Raw genomic sequence first — 18,163 nt, forward strand, 5'->3', positions numbered from 1 at the left:
CACGGCACACCCGCCGACGGGGCATCCCGCCGGCCCGGCACCATCAGCACGCGATCGAGCATGCTCGCGGCCCACCGGCCTGACCAGGCCACCGGACCGCCGAGGGGAGGAGAGTCCGGTGACCGCCATGAGGCCACCACAGGCCATGCCGGCCGAGAGCGTGGTCGGCGCGCCGAGACCGGTCGGCCGTCCCGACCAGGTCCAGCTGGGCGGACCGGCAGGGGCACCCGCCGGCCCGAGTCGGCTCGCGGCCCCGCCACGGCCGCAGCCCCCCGCCGTCCACCACGCGGTGCTCTGCGTCAACGCCCCCGCGATGGCCGCCTCCGGACCGGACGGCCAACTGCGCGGCCACGGCCTGCACGGCTTCTACCGCAACGGCGTCCGGGTGCTCGCCCGGATGGAGCTGCGCCTGGGCGGTATGGAGCCGCTGCCGCTCCAGGGCACCTTGACCAGCACCGCGCAGGCCCGCTTCCTCGGCGCCGTCCGGCTCCCCGGCGACCTCGATCCGGACCCGGCGCTCACCGTCGAGCGGCTGCGCCACGCGGACGGCGTGGAGACCGTCATCGTGCGCAACACCGGCGGCCGCCCTGCCCGGCTGCCGATGGAGATCGCCGTCGGCACCGACCTCGGCCCGGTCGCCGAGATCGCCGCCGGGCACCGCCCGGCCGACCTGCCGGGCCAGGTGCAGTCCGCCGGGCTGCGCTGGGCCGGCCCGGCGCACAGCGCGGTGGTCAGCGCCAAGCCCTCCCCGCACGCCGTGCTGGCCGGCGCCGGGGTGCTCCGGTGGGACTTGGAGGTGCAGCCCGGCGCCCGCTGGTCCGTCGAACTGCGCGCAGAACTGGAGAGCACCGCCCCCGGCCCGCGGCCGCCCGGCGGACGCGGCACGGGTGTGCCGCTGCCCTGGGCCGAACCGGAGGTCCGCAGCGACGACGCCCGGGCCGCCCTGCTGGTCACCCGCTCCCTGGACGCCCTCGGCGGGCTGCTGTTCGCCGACCCGGACCGCCCGACCGACCTCTACCCGGCCTCCGGCGCGCCCTGGCGCTTCGGTCTCGCTCCGGCCGACGCGCTCTGGGCCGCCCGGCTCACCCTGCCGCTCGGCACCCGGCTCGCCGCCGGCACCCTCCGGGCGCTGGCCCGCCGTCAGCAGCCCGCCGCCCCGGGTCGCACCGAGGGCCTGCTGCCCGGCGCCCTCCGGCACGGCGGCCCCGAACTGCCGCCCACCTGCACCGCCACCGAGGCCACCCTGCTGTTCGTCACGGTGCTGGCCGAGGCCTGGCGCTGGGGCCTGCCCCGCGCGGAGACCGCCGACCTGCTCCCGGCCGCCGAGCGGGCCCTGGCCGCCCTCCGCGAGGGCCTGGTCGACGGCTTCGTCACCGACCTCAGCCGCCCGGCGGAGGACCGGGCCGCCCACCCGGTGGCCGCCCGGGCCGAGGTCCAGGCGCAGGCCCACCGGGCGGCCCTGCACGGCGCCGAACTGCTGGAGGCCTTCGGCCGCCCCGGCGCCGAGGAGTGGCGCGGTTGGGCCGCCGGACTGCGCGGGCGCTTCCGCGAGCGGTTCTGGATCGACGACCTCTCCGGCGGCCGCCCCGCCGCCGGGCTGGCCCCGGGCGGCCAGCCGCTGCCGGCCGTCGCCTCCTGCCTGGTGCACCTGCTCGACACCGGGCTCGCCGCCGACGGCGGCCGGCACGAGAGCCTGCTGGACCGGGAGCAGACCCGGCTGCTGGCCCAGCGCCTGGCCGCGCCGGAGCTGGACAGTGGCTGGGGCCTGCGGACGCTCAGCGCCAAGTCCCCCCGCTTCAACCCGCTGGGCCACCGCGGCGGGGCGGTGCGGGTGCACGAGACCGCGCTGGCGATCGCCGGGCTGGCCGACGCCGGCCACGAGAACGAGGCCGGCGTCCTGCTGGAGGGCCTGCTCGCCGCAGCCGCCCACTACGAGGGGCGGCTGCCCGAGATGTACGCGGGGGAGCAGCGCACCCCCGGCTGCCCGCCGGTGCCGCACCCGGCCGCCTGCCGTCCGGCGGCGGTCTCGGCGGCCGGCGCCGCACACGCGGTGTTCGCGCTCGCCGGGGTCCGCCCCGACGTGCCGGGTGGTCGGGTCCTGGTCCGCCCGGCCAGCACCACCCCGCTCGGCGAACTGGAGCTGACCGGCCTGCGGGTCGCCGGTGAGCCCTTCTCGGTCCGGGTGAGCCGGATCGGCGTGGCGATGGTCGAGGAGGCCTCCGCGGAGCTGCAACTGGTCGCCCGCTGACACCCGTGCCCGGGCCCGCCCGCCTACGGCGACCCATCGGGCGGGCCGGGCGCGGTCCGTGTACGGGCCTGTGCTTATCGTCAGAGAGACGACTATGATCGTCGCCATGTCGCGCTACGATCCGTCGGCCTTCCCTCCGTTCGCTGTCACGGTTGACCTGGTGGTGCTGACGGTGCGAGACCACGCGCTCTGCGCCCTGCTGGTCAGACGCGGCGAGCCGCCGTTCCAGGGGTACTGGGCACTGCCCGGCGGCTTCGTCCGCCCGGACGAGGGCCTGGCCGAGGCCGCCTCCCGGGAGCTGGCCGAGGAGACCGGCCTGCGCGCGCACTCCGCCCCCGGCCACGAGGCGGTCGGCCCCGGTGCGGCCGGCGCCCACCTGGAGCAGCTCGCCACCTACGGCCACCCGCAGCGCGACCCCCGGATGCGGGTGGTCAGCGTCGCCTACCTGGTCCTCGCCCCCGACCTGCCGACCCCCCGGGCCGGCGGCGACGCCAGCAGCGCCCGCTGGGCCCCGGTCGGCGAACTGCTCGGCCAGAGCCCGGCCGACGGCGTCCCGCTCGCCTTCGACCACGGGCTGATCCTCGCCGACGGCGTGGAACGCGCCCGCTCCAAGATCGAGTACTCCTCCCTCGCCACCGCCTTCTGCCCCACCGAGTTCACCGTCGGCGAGCTGCGCCGGGTCTACGAGGCGGTCTGGGGCGTGGTCCTGGACCCGCGGAACTTCCACCGCAAGGTCACCGGCACCCCGGGCTTCCTGCTGCCCTCCGGCGGTACGACGACCCGTCAGGGCGGCCGCCCGGCCCAGCTGTTCACCGCGGGCGGGGCGACCGTCCTCAACCCGCCCATGCTGCGCCCGGAGTCCTGACCCGGCCGCGGCCCGCCGCCGAACCCCCGACCCGGGAATCGCAGGATCGGATTGTCCCCTGATCGGGTGAGGTGGGCGGCCGACGGGCCCGTGCCGCTCCCGTAATGCCCGGAATCTCCGCTGCCGACCCCTAATGTGCTGGCGCGGGGCCGTGTGGGCACGCGCCAACACACCAGGGGGCGCTCCGCGTCGGGCAGGCCGGCCGAGGGCATGGGAGCAGGCAGCGATGATCCAGATCACCGGACTGACCAAGGTCTACCGCAAGGGCGCGCCGCCCGCGGTGCTCGATCTGACCTTCGACGCCCGGCCCGGCATGGTGACCGCGCTGCTCGGCGCCGAGGAAGCGGGCAAGTCCACCGCGCTGCGGCTGATGCTCGAACTCGAACGCGGCCAGGGCGTCACGCTCTTCGACGGCCGCACCTACCGCCGGCTGCGCCGCCCCGAGCGCGAGGTCGGCGTGCTGCTGCCCGGCCCCGGGCCGGGCGCGGCCGCCGTGGCGGGCCACCCGGGCCGCAAGGCGCACGGCCACCTGCGGATGCTGGCCGCAGCGGTCGGCGTCCCCGCCCGGCGGGCCGACGAACTGCTGGAGCAGACCCGGCTGGCGGCCGTCGCCGGGCAGCGGCTGCGCAACTTCTCACCCGGCATGCACCGCCGACTGGCCCTGGCCGCCGCCCTGCTCGGCGACCCCGGCACGCTGCTGCTGGACACGCCGACCGAGGGCCTGTCCCCGCGCAACGTCGAGTGGTTCCACTCCTTCCTGCGCTCGTTCGGCGTGGCCGGCGGGACGGTCCTGGTGACCACCCGCACTCCGCAGGAGGCCGCGCAGCTGGCCGACCGGGTCATCACGCTGGACCGCGGCCGGCTGGTGGCCGACCAGCCGGTGGCGGAGTTCCGTCGGACCAGGCTCAGCCCCGAAGTGGCCGTCCGCGGGCCGCAGATGGCGCGGCTGGCCGACCTGCTGGTCAGTCAGGGCGCCGAGGTGCGGCGGGACGGCGGCGCGGGCCTCGCGGTGGCGGGCGTCGACCGCACCGAGATCGGTGAACTCGCCTACCGCCACGGCATCCTGCTGCACGAGCTGGCCGACCGGGTGGTCGAGCAGCCGGCGCCCCGGGCCGCCCTGCCGGTCGCTTCGGGCCACTCCGGCCACCTCCGCGTCCAGTCGGGCCCCACCGCCGCCGAGCCGGGCCCCGAGCCAGGCCCCGAATCCGGCCCCGAACCTGGCCCCGAGCCCGCCCAGGAGCCGGTTCTCGACGCCCCGGCCGTGACCGTGCCGCGCCACCGGGGCACCCGTCGCCTGGACGCCCGGGCGGGGGCCTCCCACCACCGGGACGAGGCGGTGTTGCCCACCCGTGCCCTGCCGGCCGCCTCGGTCGCGACCGCCCTCTCCGCCCTCGGCGCCACCCCCCACCAGGTCGAGCCCGCCGAGCCCGTCCCGACCGTCGCCGTGGAGCGGCTGTTCCGTGACGGCCCCGGCGGTCCGGCCGGATCCGCATCAGCCTCCGCCCAGGCCCAAGCCCCCGCCCAAGCCCCCGCCCCCGTCGCCGGCGCCGGGGAGCCCGCGCCCGACCCGGCCAGGGGCCGCCGCGAGAGTGCCGCCGACCTGCTGACCGACGACACCGTCCGGCTCGGCCGCCTGGCCCGGGCCGCGGCCACGGCGGAAACCCCGGTCCCCGGCGGTCCCGCCAGCCCCGCCACCCCCGACGACCACCGGAGCGAGTGAACCGTGCGTGTCCTGGCCTATGAGCTGCGCCGCCTGCGCGGCCTGCGTTCCACCTGGCTGCTGCTCGCCGCCGTGCTGCTCTGCGACGCCGTCACGGCCGCCGTCCTGGCGAGCCAGGCCCCGGCCGGCCCGCTGGCCGCCCCGGCCGGGGTGCGGCTGCTGACCGCCGCCGTGCCGCTGATCCCGCTGCCGTTCGCCGCGTTCGGGGCCGGCGTGCTGGGCGCGCTCTCGTACGGGCACGAGGTGCGCCACCCGGGGCTGCCGGCCTCCCAGGTGTCGTACCCGAGGCGGGTGCGGCTGCTGTCGGCCAAGCTGCTGGTGGTCGGCCCCGTCGCGGGGCTGCTGGCGTTGGCGACCTTGCTGCTCGACGCGGTGGCGGTGCAACTGGCGCTGCCGGGCGGGGTGACGGTGGCCGCCTGGGCGGAGCCCTCGGCGTTGTCGGACCGGGTGTCGGAGGTGCTGGCCGCCACGGGGCTGTCCGACCTGGCCGACCTGCCGGGCGTGTTCGCCCCGGTGGCGCTGGCGGCCGGCCACGGGGTGCCGGCGGCCCTGCTGGCCTTCGTCCTGCTGACCGTCGTGGCGGGCTGGACCGGGGTGCTGGCGGCGTCGCTGACCCGCAGCGTGTCGGCCGGGGTGCTGCTGTTGTGCGCGCTGCCGCCGCTGCTGGAGTCCGGTGTGGCGCTGCTGCTGCGGCAGACCGGCAGGCCGTGGCCGACCCGCGCGGCCGAGCTGCTGCCGTTCCAGTCCGGTGTCGAGTGGGCCTACGGCTGGGTTTACCGCGGGGGTCACGAGGCAGCGGCCGGGAGTACGGCGCTGACGGATCCGGCCCTGCTCGCGGCGGTGGCGGCGCCCGCGGTCGTCCTGCTGCTCGCGGTGCTCCTGGTGCAGGTCCGGCGGCGCGCGCTCTGACGCGGGCGCCGAGGGGGCGGCCGCACCGAAGCATCAAGATCGACCAGCAGTGACCGTAATGCGCGGTTCTTCCTGATAAGAAGTCAATTATCCAGTCGCGGTCGATCACCCTTTCGTGTGCTTTTCACGAGAATTCTCAAGCTGCGCCCGTGGATCGCCGACAAAGGAGCTGTGAGTACCCTTGCGCACCCCACCATGACCCCCGCCCGTTCCGCCGATGGGCCCATCCACGGCCCCGGCGATCTGGACCGCTTCTCGTACGCCGACCGGCCGACCCCGCCGGCGCCCCGCTGGGAGGGCGCCGAGTCCGATCTCGCCCGGGTCGGCCGCAAGACCACCAGCAGCCGCGGGCGCGGTCTGCACGGCCAGCTGGTCCAGCAGCTCGGCCAGATGATCGTCTCCGGTGACCTCGGCGCCGACCGACCGCTCGTGCCCGAGGAGATCGGCCAGCGGTTCGAGGTGTCCCGGACGGTCGTCCGCGAGTCACTGCGCGTGCTGGAGGCCAAGGGCCTGGTCAGCGCCCGGCCGAACGTCGGCACCCGGGTCCGCCCGGTCGCCGACTGGAACCTGCTGGACCCGGACATCATCGAGTGGCGCGCCTTCGGCCCGCAGCGGGACGAGCAGCGCCGGGAGCTGTTCGAGCTCCGCTGGGCGATCGAGCCACTGGCCGCCCGGCTCGCCGCCGGCCACGGCCGGGAGGACGTCCAGCAGCGGCTGGTCGAGCTGGTCGAGATCATGGGCCACGCCGCCGCCCAGGCCGACGTCTCCACCTACGCCCGGGCCGACGCCGAGCTGCACGGCCTGGTCCTGCAGATGGCCGGCAACCGGATGCTGGAGCACCTGTCCGGGATCGTCGCCGGCGCGCTGCAGGTGTCGGGCGGCCCGGCCATCTCCTGCGAGCGGGCCTCCGAGTCCTCGGTCGGCCTGCACGCCCGGCTGGTGGAGGCGCTGGGCACCGGCGACGGCACCGCGGGCGAGGCCGCGATGCGGGCGCTGCTCACCGTCCACCCCGAGATCGAGCCGTCCGTCCCCGCCCCTCGGGAGCACTGAGCGGGCTGTTCCGGTGAGCGGGCGCCCCGTCCGTCCTCCGTCCCTCCAGAGCCCTCCGGCCGCACCCGCGCGGCGCAGCCGGAGGGCTTCTGCACGTCGGCGGTCCGACCTGGACATGTGATGCCCCGTCCATGACAACAGGTTTCGGTGCGGATGGGCGATGATGGATTCCGGCCCCGTGGCCGCGGGCGCCGAGTGGTGTGACCCGCGACACGAAGGCCATGCGTAACACTTGACGAGTAGCAGCGATGTCTCCTGAGCGGGAGCAGCTCCGGAATACTTCAACATGTCACAATGCTGTGTTGGTCCGCGGCGCTGCTGCCGTCCTGCAAACCCAGTCCTCAAGCCCGAGTCGGTCGGAATCGACACCGCGCGCCCGGCGCGCGATCTCCTTCCCCGCCCGCTCGGGCGGCCGGTACGGGTTCGAGTCCACTCATCGTCCGAGAGGTTGTTCGTGTCGGCCAGCACATCCCGTTCGCTTCCCCCCGAGATCGCCGAGTCCGCAGCTCTGCTGGCGCTCATCGAGCGGGGCAAGGCCCAGGGGCAGATCGCCGGTGACGACGTGCGCCAGGCGTTCGAGGCGGACCAGATCCCGGTCACCAAGTGGAAGAACGTCATGCGCAGCCTCAACCAGGTACTGATTGAGGAGGGGGTGGACCTCATGGTCAGCGCGGCCGAACCGGCCGGCGCCAAGCGCAAGAGCGTTGCTGCCAAGAGCCCCACCAAGCGCACCGCCACCAAGGCTGTCACCACCCGGAACCCGGCCGCTCCCACGGCCCCGACCAAGCCGCCCGTACGGATCGCGCCCGGTGCGCCCGTCGCGGCCGCCGCGGCGCCCGCCCCCACGGTGTCCGCCGAGATCACCTCGGAGACGACCATGGGCGCCTCCGAGGTGAAGGCGGTCGCCGCGAAGAAGGCCGCCCCGGCCAAGAAGGCCGCCGCCAAGAAGGCCGCCGCGCCGGCCAAGAAGACCGCCGCCAAGAAGACCGCCGGCAAGGCGGGCAAGGGCGACGAGGAGCTCACCGGCGAGGAGGAGCTGCTCGAGGACGCCGCACTGCCCGGCGACAAGGCGGGCGAGGAGGCGGAGCCCGAGGAGGAGTCGCAGGGCTTCGTGCTCTCCGACGACGACGAGGACGACGCGCCGGCCCAGCAGGTCGCCGTCGCCGGTGCCACCGCCGACCCGGTCAAGGACTACCTGAAGCAGATCGGCAAGGTCCCGCTGCTCAACGCCGAGCAGGAGGTCGAGCTCGCCAAGCGCATCGAGGCAGGCCTGTTCGCCGAGGACAAGCTCTCGGCCGCAGACAAGCTCGCCCCCAAGCTCAAGCGCGAGCTGGAGATCATCGCCGAGGACGGCCGCCGCGCCAAGAACCACCTGCTGGAGGCCAACCTCCGCCTGGTGGTCTCGCTGGCCAAGCGCTACACCGGCCGCGGCATGCTCTTCCTGGACCTGATCCAGGAGGGCAACCTCGGTCTGATCCGTGCGGTCGAGAAGTTCGACTACACCAAGGGCTACAAGTTCTCCACCTACGCCACCTGGTGGATCCGCCAGGCGATCACCCGCGCCATGGCCGACCAGGCCCGCACCATCCGCATCCCGGTGCACATGGTCGAGGTCATCAACAAGCTGGCCCGCGTCCAGCGCCAGATGCTCCAGGACCTGGGCCGCGAGCCCACCCCGGAGGAGCTGGCCAAGGAACTCGACATGACCCCCGAGAAGGTCATCGAGGTCCAGAAGTACGGCCGTGAGCCGATCTCGCTGCACACCCCGCTCGGCGAGGACGGCGACAGCGAGTTCGGTGACCTGATCGAGGACTCCGAGGCGGTCGTCCCGGCCGACGCGGTCTCCTTCACCCTGCTCCAGGAGCAGCTGCACTCGGTGCTGGACACCCTCTCCGAGCGCGAGGCCGGCGTGGTCTCGATGCGCTTCGGCCTGACGGACGGTCAGCCGAAGACGCTCGACGAGATCGGCAAGGTGTACGGGGTCACCCGTGAGCGCATCCGCCAGATCGAGTCGAAGACCATGTCGAAGCTGCGCCACCCGTCGCGTTCCCAGGTGCTGCGCGACTACCTGGACTGATCCGGCCACCACGGCCGCGCGCGTGTGACGAAGGCCCGGAGCCCCACGGCTCCGGGCCTTCGCGGCCGTCCGGGCCCCGGCGGGTCAGCGTCCGGGTGGCCGTTGTCCCTCGTCCGGGTGGCGGTGTGGCGGGAAGCGGTCGCACAGCGTAGTTGATCACCTACGCTGTGGCGGTTGCCTGCTGCCGAGCCGACTGGAGTCACGGTGCTGCCCAACCCGGACCGCGCTGCCCTGCCGACCCCCGCCCCGCCCCCGGCGAGCCCGGCGGCCGCCCGTGCGGGCCGCCGCCGACGGGCCGCCGTGCTGGCGCTGCTGGCCGCCGTCCCCGTCCCGCTGGTCGCGCTCGGCGCGGCCGGGCCGGCCGGGGCGCAGCGCCGGGTGGTCGGCGGCAGCGCCGAGACCACCACCGACCACCCGTGGGTGGTGGCGCTGTCCAGCCGCCAGCAGTTCGGCAACGGCCGCTCCGGCCAGTTCTGCGGGGGGGCGCTGGTCACACCGACCAAGGTGGTGACGGCCGCGCACTGCTTCTACGACGAGTCCAGGGGCGCCAAGGTGGACCGGCCGGGCCTCAAGGCCGTCATCGGCCGGGACGACATGCGGAGCTCGGCCGGCCGTGAGGTGCCCGTCCGGTCGGTCTGGATCCACCCCGACTACTCCTTCGCCGCCAACCTCAACGACGTCGCCGTGCTCACCCTCGCCGACTCCCAGGACTCCCGTCCGGTGATCGACCTGGTCGGCCAGGGTGAGACCGAGCCGTACGCGGCCGGGACCGCCGCACGGGTCTTCGGCTGGGGCGACACCACCGGGCGGGGCGACTACTCGCCCACGCTGCGCGGGGTGGAGGTGCCGATCATCGCGGACCAGACCTGTGCGCACGCATACCCGGGCGGGCAGGACGGCAAGTTCGACGCCCGGGGCATGGTGTGCGCGGGCGAGGAGAAGGGCGGCAAGGACGCCTGCCAGGGCGACAGTGGCGGCCCGCTGGTCGTCGGCGGCCGACTGGTCGGTCTGGTCTCCTGGGGGACGGGCTGCGCCGAGGCGGCCCACCCGGGCGTCTACACCAGGGTGGCGTCCGTCGCGGACGCGGTGCGCTCGGTGCTGTGAGGGCCGCCCGGGCCGCCGCCGGTGACCAACTGGTCACGTTCTGACGCCACATCGGTGCGGAGCGTGTGGGCCTCCGGGAACAGCAGAGCCGGGCGACCGGCCCCGAGGGGGTCTGTCGCCCGGCTCACCGGTCGCGCGCGGTGCGCGGCCGGACACACAGCTCGACGCTGGCTGCTGGGGTGGCGCCTTGGATCAGCGCTCTTCTTCGGCGGCCGTGGCGTTGGTGGTGCCGTCGAGACGGCCGCTCTCGTCCTGTATCTCCACGGCGATCTTCTTGAGCTCGGGCTCGAACTTCCGGCCGTGGTGGGCACAGAAGAGCAGCTCTCCGCCGCTGGCGAGTACGACGCGCAGGTAGGCCTGGGCGCCGCAGCGGTCGCAGCGGTCAGCCGCGGTGAGCGGGCTCGCAGGGGTCAGAACAGTAGTCACGTCGCCTCTTCTCTAGCTCGACGAGCTGTCGTACCAGGGTCAACATCCAACCAGGCCGAAAACGTTCCCGCTCGTGGCTTTTCTTCTCTGAGGATTCTGCTGTGTTGATGAGGACGTGCCCCGGGGGCCGGTGGTTCATGCGTACCGAATCCCAGGATCCGCCCGTTCCTCGAACGCCCGATCGGGACCGGGTGCGAGGTCCGCGTAGCATAATCCTCTGCCGGGTTGGAGCATAAGCCCCGCCCCGGGCCCCGGTAGCCTGCATAACGGCAGTTCCGGAGCCTGCGCCAGGCCCCACGATCCGCCAGGACCGGTGGTACCGGGAGGAGATGGCGCCCCGGGCCCCGGACACCGGAGCGGTCCTTGTTCGCGCAGCGCGTACAAGCTGCGCGGGAGGGGCCCGCCGTGCTGTGCACCCAGCGGAGGGGGGCGAGCACACCGGGCGACGGCTGTCGGTGCGGCATGCTGCACTGGCGGATGGTCCGGATGCGTCCGGATGTGACCGATGAGACAGAACTTCACCGAGGAGAGTGCCGCGTGAGTGCCGAAACGACCGTGCCGTCCGCACTGCTGGCCGGCGACGACGGTTCCAACTACACCGCTCGGCACCTGCTCGTCCTGGAGGGCCTGGAGGCGGTCCGCAAGCGCCCCGGCATGTACATCGGCTCGACGGACAGCCGCGGCCTGATGCACTGCCTCTGGGAGATCATCGACAACTCCGTCGACGAGGCGCTGGGCGGTCACTGCGACCGCATCGAGGTCCTGCTGCACCCGGACTCCTCGGTCGAGGTCCGCGACAACGGGCGCGGCATCCCGGTCGACGTCGAGCCCAAGACCGGGCTGTCCGGCGTCGAGGTCGTGATGACCAAGCTGCACGCCGGCGGCAAGTTCGGCGGCGGCTCCTACGCGGCCTCCGGCGGCCTGCACGGCGTCGGCGCCTCCGTCGTCAACGCCCTCTCCGCCCGGCTGGACGTCGAGGTCGACCGCAGCGGCCACACCCACGCGATCAGCTTCCGCCGCGGCACCCCCGGCATCTTCACCGAGGCCAGCCCGGACGCGCCCTTCGAGCCCGCCAACGGCCTGACCAGGACCCGCAAGGTGCCCAAGGCCCGCACCGGCACCAGGATCCGCTACTGGGCCGACCGGCAGATCTTCCTCAAGGACGCCCGGCTCTCCCTGGAGCACCTGCACAGCCGCGCTCGGCAGACCGCCTTCCTCGTCCCCGGCCTGACCATCGTCGTGCGTGACGAGCGGCTCACCGAGAGCGAGCAGATCGAGGAGTCGGTCTTCCGCTTCGACGGCGGCATCGCCGAGTTCTGCGAGTTCCTGGCGCCCGACAAGCCGGTCTGCGACGTGCTGCGGCTGCGCGGCGAGGGCACCTTCAAGGAGACCGTGCCCGTCCTGGACGAGCTCGGCCACATGACCCCCACCGAGGTCACCCGGCAACTCGGCGTGGACATCGCGCTGCGCTGGGGCGCCGGCTACGACACCACCCTGCGCTCCTTCGTCAACATCATCGCCACCCCCAAGGGCGGCACCCACATGACCGGCTTCGAGCGCTCGCTGGCCAAGACCGTCAACGAGGCGCTGCGCGCGGCCAAGCTGCTGCGCGTCGCCGAGGACGACATCACCAAGGACGACGCCACCGAGGGCCTCACCGCGGTGGTCACCGTCCGGCTCGCCGAGCCGCAGTTCGAGGGCCAGACCAAGGAGGTGCTCGGCACTTCGGCGGCCAACCGGATCGTCGCCGCCGTCGTCGCCAAGGAGCTCAAGGCCTTCCTCACCTCGGCGAAGAAGGACGAGAAGCTCCAGGCCCGGGCCGTGCTGGACAAGGTCGTCGCGGCCGCCCGCACCCGGGTCGCCGCCCGCCAGCACAAGGAGGCCCAGCGCCGCAAGACCGCGCTGGAGACCAGCTCGCTGCCGGCCAAGCTCGCCGACTGCCGCAGTGACGACGTCGACCGCAGCGAGCTCTTCATCGTCGAGGGCGACTCCGCGCTCGGCACCGCCAAGCTCGCCCGCAACTCCGAGTTCCAGGCGCTGCTGCCGATCCGCGGCAAGATCCTCAACGTGCAGAAGGCCTCGGTGAGCGACATGCTCAAGAACACCGAGTGCGCCGCGATCATCCAGGTGATAGGGGCCGGTTCGGGCCGCACCTTCGACATCGACCAGGCCCGCTACGGGCGGGTCATCTTCATGGCCGACGCCGACGTCGACGGCTCGCACATCCGCACCCTGCTGCTGACGCTGTTCCACCGCTACATGCGGCCGATGGTCGAGCAGGGCCGGGTCTTCGCCGCCGTGCCGCCGCTGCACCGGATCGAGCTCACCAACCCCAAGCGCGGCCAGGAGAAGTACCACTACACCTACTCCGACGCCGAACTGCGCTCCACCCTGCTGGAGTTCCAGCGCAAGGGGCAGCGCTGGAAGGAGCCGGTGCAGCGGTACAAGGGCCTGGGCGAGATGGACGCCGACCAGCTGGCCGAGACCACCATGGACCCGCGCCACCGCACGCTGCGCCGGATCAACCTGGGCGACCTGGAGCAGGCCGAGAAGGTCTTCGACCTGCTGATGGGCAACGACGTCGCCCCGCGCAAGGAGTTCATCGTGGACTCGGCGGCCACCCTGGACCGCTCCCGCATCGACGCCTGAGGCCGTCGGAGCCTCCGGCGGAAGGGCCCTCCACCCGTGGGTGGAGGGCCCTTCCGCCGCCGGTTCCACCCGTGGTCCACCTCGGCGCCGATCAACCGCGGGCGCCGGATCCGTAGCGTCGGAGAGGTCAGCACAAGCCTCCCGTCGGGACGGAGAAGTCCGATGACCGCCCTCGTCAACATCGTCGTGATCATCGCGGTGATGGTCCTCGTGGTCCAGCGCCAGATGCGTGCCCAGCGCCTGGACACCGAGCGCCGCTTCTGGCTGCTGCCGTTGATCCTCGGCGCGCTCGCGCTGCGCGACCCGCAGCTCATCGACCACCAGCACACCGCGGTGTCCGCCGCCCTGGTCGTGTGCGGCCTGGTGGCGGTGGTCGCGATGGGCTCCGTCTGGGGCTGGACCGTGCGGCTGTGGCGGGCCGGGGACGGCTCGGTCTGGGCCAAGGGCACCAAGGCCACGGTGGCCGCCTGGGTCGGGATGCTCGCCATCCGGCTCGCCCTGTACGGGATCGGTGCGGCCCTGCACGTCCACCAGGCGGGCAGCGCGCTGCTGCTGGGCCTGGCGGTCCTGCTGCTGGTCCGGTCGTTCGTGGTGAACTGGCGGGCGAGGGCCCTGGACCTGCCGGAACAGGCCGCCGTACCGCGCTGACCGCCCTGCCCGGAGCCTGCCGGGGCCCGCTGTCCGAGAACGTCGAGGAGGCACCCGTGGCCGAGTGGTACTGGACCCGCTGGCCGTCCCGCGAGGGGCTGGAGCGCGAGGCCGGGAGATGGCCCCGGCGGGTCCTTTCCGTGCTCGGCCGCACCGTCCTGCTGGTCGTCGTCTGCTGGGGGACGTTCTCCGGCGGCAAGTACGCGGGCTGGGCGGTGGCGGTCGCGGTGGCCGGGCTGTTCGGGGTCGCCGCCCTGGCCACCGGCTACCTGTACGTCACCAGGGAGCAGCGCCTGGCGCCCTCGCTCGGCCTGGCCGCCGCACTGCTCGGCAGCGCCTGGCTGGCCAACTGGGGGCAGGCGTACCTGCTGGCCGACTTCGTCTGGTGCGGGCTGGCCGTGATCGGGGTGGTCCGGCTGCCGCCCGTGCCTGGCCTGCTCACCGCGGCGGCCGCGCTGGGCTCGTACACCGCCGCCAGCTGGGCGAGTTGGGTGAGCATCTTCGCCACCACCGGCGGTCTCGGCCTGCTCGGCTACCTGCTGCGGCTGGACATCGAGGCCCGCGGCACCGCCCGCCGGCTGCTCACCCAGGAGCGCGCCGCCCGGGCCGCCGAGGCGGAGAGCGCGGCGCTCGCCGAACGGGCCAGGATCGCCCGGGAGATCCACGACGTGCTCGCACACAGCCTCTCCGCGCAGCTCGTCCACTTGGAGGCGGCCCGGCTGATGCTGGACGCCGGCACCGACCGCGGGCAGATCCGCGAACGGGTGGTCGCCGCCCGGCGGATGGCGCAGGACGGACTGGTCGAGACCCGGCAGGCGCTGTCCGCGCTGCGCGGCGAGCTCACCCCGGTCGGTGAGTTCCTGGTGGAGCTGACCGGGCGGGAGCGGGCCGCGCTCACCGTCACCGGCACGCCCCGGCCGCTCGCCGCCGAGGCCGCCCTCGCGGTGCGGCGCACCGCGCAGGAGGCGGTGACCAACGTCCGCAAGCACGCGCCCGGCGCCCGGTGCACCGTCGAACTGCGCTACCTGGCGGACGCGGTGGAGCTGGAGGTGCGCAACTCCCGGCCTCCGCGCGGCGAGCCGTCCGGGGAGCTGGCGGCCAGCGGCAGCGGGTACGGTCTGCTGGGGATGCGCGAACGCGCGGAACTGCTCGGCGGCACCCTGCTGGCGGGCCCAGAGGACGGAGGGTGGCGCGTGCTGCTGCGGGTGCCGGCATGAGCGAGCGCGGCGAGCTCATCATCAGCAGGTGCGGATTTCGCGAAGCGACTGCCGAGCGAAGCGGGGCGGGCGCATGAGCGAGGCAGGGGTCACCAGGGTGCTGGTGGCGGACGACCAGACGGTGGTGCGCGAGGGCATTGTGATGCTGCTGGGGCTGCTGCCCGGCATCGAGGTGGTCGGCGCGGCGGCGGACGGGGAGGAGGCCGTCGCCCTGGTGGAGCGGTGTCACCCGGACGTGGTGCTGATGGACCTGCGGATGCCGCGCGTCGACGGCGTCGAGGCGACCCGGCGGATCCGGGCCGCGTACCCGCAGACCGAGGTGGTGGTGCTCACCACCTACGCCGACGACGATTCGCTGTTCCCCGCCCTCCAGGCCGGGGCGCGCGGCTACCTCACCAAGGACGCCGGCGGCGAGGAGATCGCCCGGGCGATCGCGGACGTCCGGGCGGGTGCGGCCGGCCTCTCGCCGCAGGTCCAACTCCGGCTGCTGGAAAGGCTTTCGGGGCCTCCGGTCGGATCCGTGCCGGAGGCCGGGAAGCCGGCCGGGCGGCCGGGGGAGCTGCCGGACGGGCTGACCGCCCGGGAGGCGGAGGTGCTGGCGCTGATCGCCGAGGGGCTCTCCAACGCCGAGATCGCCCAGCGGCTGTTCGTCAGCCAGGCCACCGTGAAGACGCACATCAACAACCTGTTCGCCAAGACCGCGGTACGGGACCGGGCGCAGGCGGTCGCGTACGCCTTCCGACACGGGATCACCGGTACGCAGCAGTAGTCGGATGAGTGTCTGTCGGATGATCGCCCACCTCATCGAGTGAAGGTATCCGCGATGGTCAGAGGGGCTGTCCGGCGGCCGCCATCATGGTTGAGGTCAGAGTGCCCGCCGGTCCAGGAGCAGTTGTGCCACAGCAGCAGACGAGCAGTCCCGGGCAGGGACAGCGATTCGACTGGTGGGCCGCTCCGGCCGCCGCCACCGCCTCCGACCGGTCGGCCGTACCCGGCCAACCGGTGGTACCGGCCCAGTCGGCCCCCGCCCGTGCGGTCCAGCCGGTACCGGCCGAGCGTGCGCCCGTCCGGGCCGCCGCCCCCACTGTCCAACCCGCCGTCGAACCGGCGGCCGCCCCCCGGACCCCGGCACCCGCCACCGACAGCACCGAGGTGTACCGGGCCGTCCAGCGCAGCGACGCCTTCCAGGACATCCGCCGCAGCTACCGGTCGTTCGTCTTTCCGACCAGCGGCGCCTTCCTCGGCTGGTTCCTGCTGTACGTCGCCGCCCAGGCCGCCGCCCCCGACCTGATGCGCAGCCAGCTGGCCGGCCCGTTCAACGTGGCCTGGCTGCTCGGCCTGCTGCAGTTCGCCTCGACCTTCCTGCTCACCTGGCTCTACGCCCGCAACGCCCGGACCAAGCGCGACCGCGCCGCCCTGGGCCTGCGCTGGGACACCCAGGACCAGCTGCGGTGACGACCACGATGACGACCGCCACCCCGCCCCCCGTCGCCCCCACCGGCGACCACCACGACCTCGCGATCGTGCTGTTCGCCGTCGTCGTCCTGGTCACCCTGACGATCACCCTCTGGGTCGGCCGCCGGGGCAGCGCCACCGAGGACTTCTACGCCGGCGGCCGGGACTTCACCCCTCTGCAGAACGGCTTCGCGCTCTCCGGCGACTACCTCTCCGCCGCCTCCTTCCTCGGCGTCGCCGGGCTGATCGCGCTGTACGGCTACGACGGCGTGCTCTACAGCATCGGCTTCCTGGTCGCCTGGCTGGTGGTGCTGATGCTGGTCGCCGAACTGGTCCGCAACGCCGGCCGGTACACCCTCGCCGACGTGCTCGCCCTGCGGCTGCGCCGCCGCAAGGTCCGGGCCGCGGCCGGCGGCGCCAGCGTCGTCGTCACCCTGCTCTACCTGGTCGCCCAGATGGTCGGCGCGGGCTCGTTGGTCGCCCTGCTGCTCGGCACCGACAGCGCCCAGGCCCGGACCTGGACCATCGTCGCCGTCGGCGGCCTGATGATCGTCTACGTCACGATCGGCGGGATGCGGGCCACCACCTGGATCCAGATCGTCAAGGCCTTCCTGCTGATCGTCGGCTCGGTGCTGCTCACCGTGCTGCTGCTGGTCCGCTTCCACGGCGACGTTGGCGAGCTGATGCGCCAGGCCGCCCAGCACAGCGGCGCCGGGCGGCGTTACCTCGAACCCGGCCTCAAGTACGGCGCCACCTTCACCAGTCGGCTCGACTTCTTCAGCCTGGGTCTCGCCCTGGTGCTCGGCACCGCCGGGCTGCCGCACATCCTGTCCCGCTTCTACACCGTGCCCACCGCGCGGGCCGCCCGCCGCTCCACGATGTGGGCGATCGGCCTGGTCGGCGGCTTCTACCTGATGGCCATCGCGCTCGGTCTGGGCGCGACCGCGCTGGTCGGCTCGGCGGAGGTGCGGCACGCCAACTCGGCCGGGAACACCGCCGTCCCGCTGCTGGCCCTGGTGCTCGGCGGCGGCAACGGCAGCACCGGAGGGGTGGTGCTGTTCGCGCTGATCTCGGCGATCGCCTTCGCCACCATCCTCGCCGTGGTCGCCGGGCTCACCCTGGCCTCCTCGGCGGCCTTCGCCCACGACATCTGGGCCGGCGCCTGGCGCGGCAGGCCGCGGCGGCGCCCCTTCCGGCGGCGCGCCGCCGTCCCGGCCTCCCGGCCGGTGGACGCGGGGGACACGGTGGACGCGGGGGAGACGGCGGACGCGGCGGAGGCCGAGCCGACGGGCGAGGCCAGCGAGCGCCAGGAAGTCTGGGTGGCGCGGTTCGCGGCCGTCGGGATCGGCGCGGCCGCGATCGCGATCAGCCTCTACGCCCAGCAGCTGAACGTCGCCTTCCTGGTCGGCCTGGCCTTCGCGGTGGCCGCCTCCAGCAACCTGCCCGTGCTGCTGTACAGCCTGTTCTGGTCGCGGTTCACCTCCCGCGGCGCGGTCTGGTCGGTGTACGGCGGGCTGATCCCGGCGATCGTGCTGGTCGTCTTCTCCCCGGTGGTCTCCGGCACCAAGGCGGCACTCTTCCCCGGCGTCGACTTCCACTGGTTCCCGCTGGAGAACCCCGGCATCATCTCCATCCCGCTCGGCTTCCTGGCCGGCTGGATCGGGACGATCACCTCGTCCGAACCCGCCGACGCGGACCGCTTCGCCGAGCTGGAGGTGCGCGCCCTCACCGGTGCGGGCGCGGCCTGAGCGCCGTGCCCCGGGGAACCCCGGCGGGCCTGGGCGGTTTCTAGGGG

General features: G+C 74.0%; 14 protein-coding genes. 13 read left to right on the forward strand and 1 reads right to left on the reverse strand.

Annotation, left to right across the window (positions count from 1 at the left end; genetic code table 11):
* Window positions 1-127 precede the first annotated feature (127 nt).
* The 7 genes from ACIPLC_RS23090 to ACIPLC_RS23120 all read left to right on the forward strand — a co-directional run bounded on the left by ACIPLC_RS23090 (window position 128) and on the right by ACIPLC_RS23120 (window position 9,973).
* Window positions 128-2,248, forward strand: a complete 2,121-nt coding sequence (locus ACIPLC_RS23090; protein WP_400474920.1) for a glycogen debranching N-terminal domain-containing protein — start codon at window positions 128-130, stop codon at window positions 2,246-2,248.
* A 106-nt stretch (window positions 2,249-2,354) separates the two neighbouring features.
* Entirely contained in the window at window positions 2,355-3,113 is a 759-nt protein-coding gene (locus tag ACIPLC_RS23095; RefSeq protein WP_350581057.1) for an NUDIX domain-containing protein, read from the forward strand.
* Between the two features lie 226 nt (window positions 3,114-3,339).
* Window positions 3,340-4,833 (forward strand): ATP-binding cassette domain-containing protein, encoded by a 1,494-nt coding sequence (locus ACIPLC_RS23100; RefSeq protein ID WP_400474883.1) that lies wholly within the window; start codon window positions 3,340-3,342, stop codon window positions 4,831-4,833.
* Between the two features lie 3 nt (window positions 4,834-4,836).
* A complete protein-coding gene (locus ACIPLC_RS23105) occupies window positions 4,837-5,742 on the forward strand; it encodes a hypothetical protein (RefSeq protein WP_400474884.1) in 906 nt (301 codons plus the stop codon).
* A gap of 117 nt (window positions 5,743-5,859) precedes the next feature.
* Entirely contained in the window at window positions 5,860-6,792 is a 933-nt protein-coding gene (locus ACIPLC_RS23110; RefSeq protein WP_400474885.1) for a FadR/GntR family transcriptional regulator, read from the forward strand.
* Between the two features lie 454 nt (window positions 6,793-7,246).
* Complete coding sequence (locus ACIPLC_RS23115; protein ID WP_400474886.1) at window positions 7,247-8,869, forward strand: RNA polymerase sigma factor; 1,623 nt, start codon at window positions 7,247-7,249, stop codon at window positions 8,867-8,869.
* A 300-nt stretch (window positions 8,870-9,169) separates the two neighbouring features.
* Window positions 9,170-9,973, forward strand: a complete 804-nt coding sequence (locus ACIPLC_RS23120) for a S1 family peptidase (RefSeq protein ID WP_400474921.1) — start codon at window positions 9,170-9,172, stop codon at window positions 9,971-9,973.
* A gap of 192 nt (window positions 9,974-10,165) precedes the next feature.
* Here the strand turns inward: ACIPLC_RS23120 and ACIPLC_RS23125 are convergent, their stop codons facing one another.
* The gene (locus tag ACIPLC_RS23125) at window positions 10,166-10,399 is read right to left on the reverse strand and encodes a hypothetical protein (protein ID WP_400474887.1); all 234 of its coding nucleotides are present in this window, start codon (window positions 10,397-10,399) and stop codon (window positions 10,166-10,168) included.
* A 537-nt stretch (window positions 10,400-10,936) separates the two neighbouring features.
* Here ACIPLC_RS23125 and ACIPLC_RS23130 point away from each other — a divergent pair.
* The 6 genes from ACIPLC_RS23130 to ACIPLC_RS23155 all read left to right on the forward strand — a co-directional run bounded on the left by ACIPLC_RS23130 (window position 10,937) and on the right by ACIPLC_RS23155 (window position 18,116).
* Window positions 10,937-13,048 carry a type IIA DNA topoisomerase subunit B gene (locus ACIPLC_RS23130; RefSeq protein ID WP_400474888.1) on the forward strand — a complete coding sequence of 704 codons (2,112 nt, stop codon included), beginning with the start codon at window positions 10,937-10,939 and terminating at the stop codon, window positions 13,046-13,048.
* Between the two features lie 162 nt (window positions 13,049-13,210).
* On the forward strand, window positions 13,211-13,696 hold the full coding sequence (locus ACIPLC_RS23135) for a DUF1453 domain-containing protein (RefSeq protein WP_400474889.1): 486 nt from the start codon (window positions 13,211-13,213) through the stop codon (window positions 13,694-13,696).
* 56 nt (window positions 13,697-13,752) lie between these two features.
* Window positions 13,753-14,913 (forward strand): sensor histidine kinase, encoded by a 1,161-nt coding sequence (locus ACIPLC_RS23140; protein ID WP_400474890.1) that lies wholly within the window; start codon window positions 13,753-13,755, stop codon window positions 14,911-14,913.
* A 73-nt stretch (window positions 14,914-14,986) separates the two neighbouring features.
* Entirely contained in the window at window positions 14,987-15,682 is a 696-nt protein-coding gene (locus ACIPLC_RS23145; RefSeq protein ID WP_400474891.1) for a response regulator, read from the forward strand.
* Between the two features lie 125 nt (window positions 15,683-15,807).
* Window positions 15,808-16,368 (forward strand): DUF485 domain-containing protein, encoded by a 561-nt coding sequence (locus tag ACIPLC_RS23150; protein ID WP_400474892.1) that lies wholly within the window; start codon window positions 15,808-15,810, stop codon window positions 16,366-16,368.
* A gap of 8 nt (window positions 16,369-16,376) precedes the next feature.
* On the forward strand, window positions 16,377-18,116 hold the full coding sequence (locus ACIPLC_RS23155) for a cation acetate symporter (protein WP_400474922.1): 1,740 nt from the start codon (window positions 16,377-16,379) through the stop codon (window positions 18,114-18,116).
* Window positions 18,117-18,163 lie beyond the last annotated feature (47 nt).

The sequence above is a fragment of the Kitasatospora sp. NPDC086801 genome, assembly GCF_044745805.1.
In the GTDB taxonomy this organism is placed as follows: Bacteria; Actinomycetota; Actinomycetes; order Streptomycetales; family Streptomycetaceae; genus Kitasatospora.

Coding starts and splice junctions, on each gene's coding strand:
- ACIPLC_RS23090 (WP_400474920.1), top strand. CDS start 128: ATGAGGCCACCACAGGCCATGCCGGCCGAGAGCGTGGTCGGCGCGCCG.
- ACIPLC_RS23095 (WP_350581057.1), top strand. CDS start 2,355: ATGTCGCGCTACGATCCGTCGGCCTTCCCTCCGTTCGCTGTCACGGTT.
- ACIPLC_RS23100 (WP_400474883.1), top strand. CDS start 3,340: ATGATCCAGATCACCGGACTGACCAAGGTCTACCGCAAGGGCGCGCCG.
- ACIPLC_RS23135 (WP_400474889.1), top strand. CDS start 13,211: ATGACCGCCCTCGTCAACATCGTCGTGATCATCGCGGTGATGGTCCTC.
- ACIPLC_RS23145 (WP_400474891.1), top strand. CDS start 14,987: ATGAGCGAGGCAGGGGTCACCAGGGTGCTGGTGGCGGACGACCAGACG.
- ACIPLC_RS23155 (WP_400474922.1), top strand. CDS start 16,377: ATGACGACCGCCACCCCGCCCCCCGTCGCCCCCACCGGCGACCACCAC.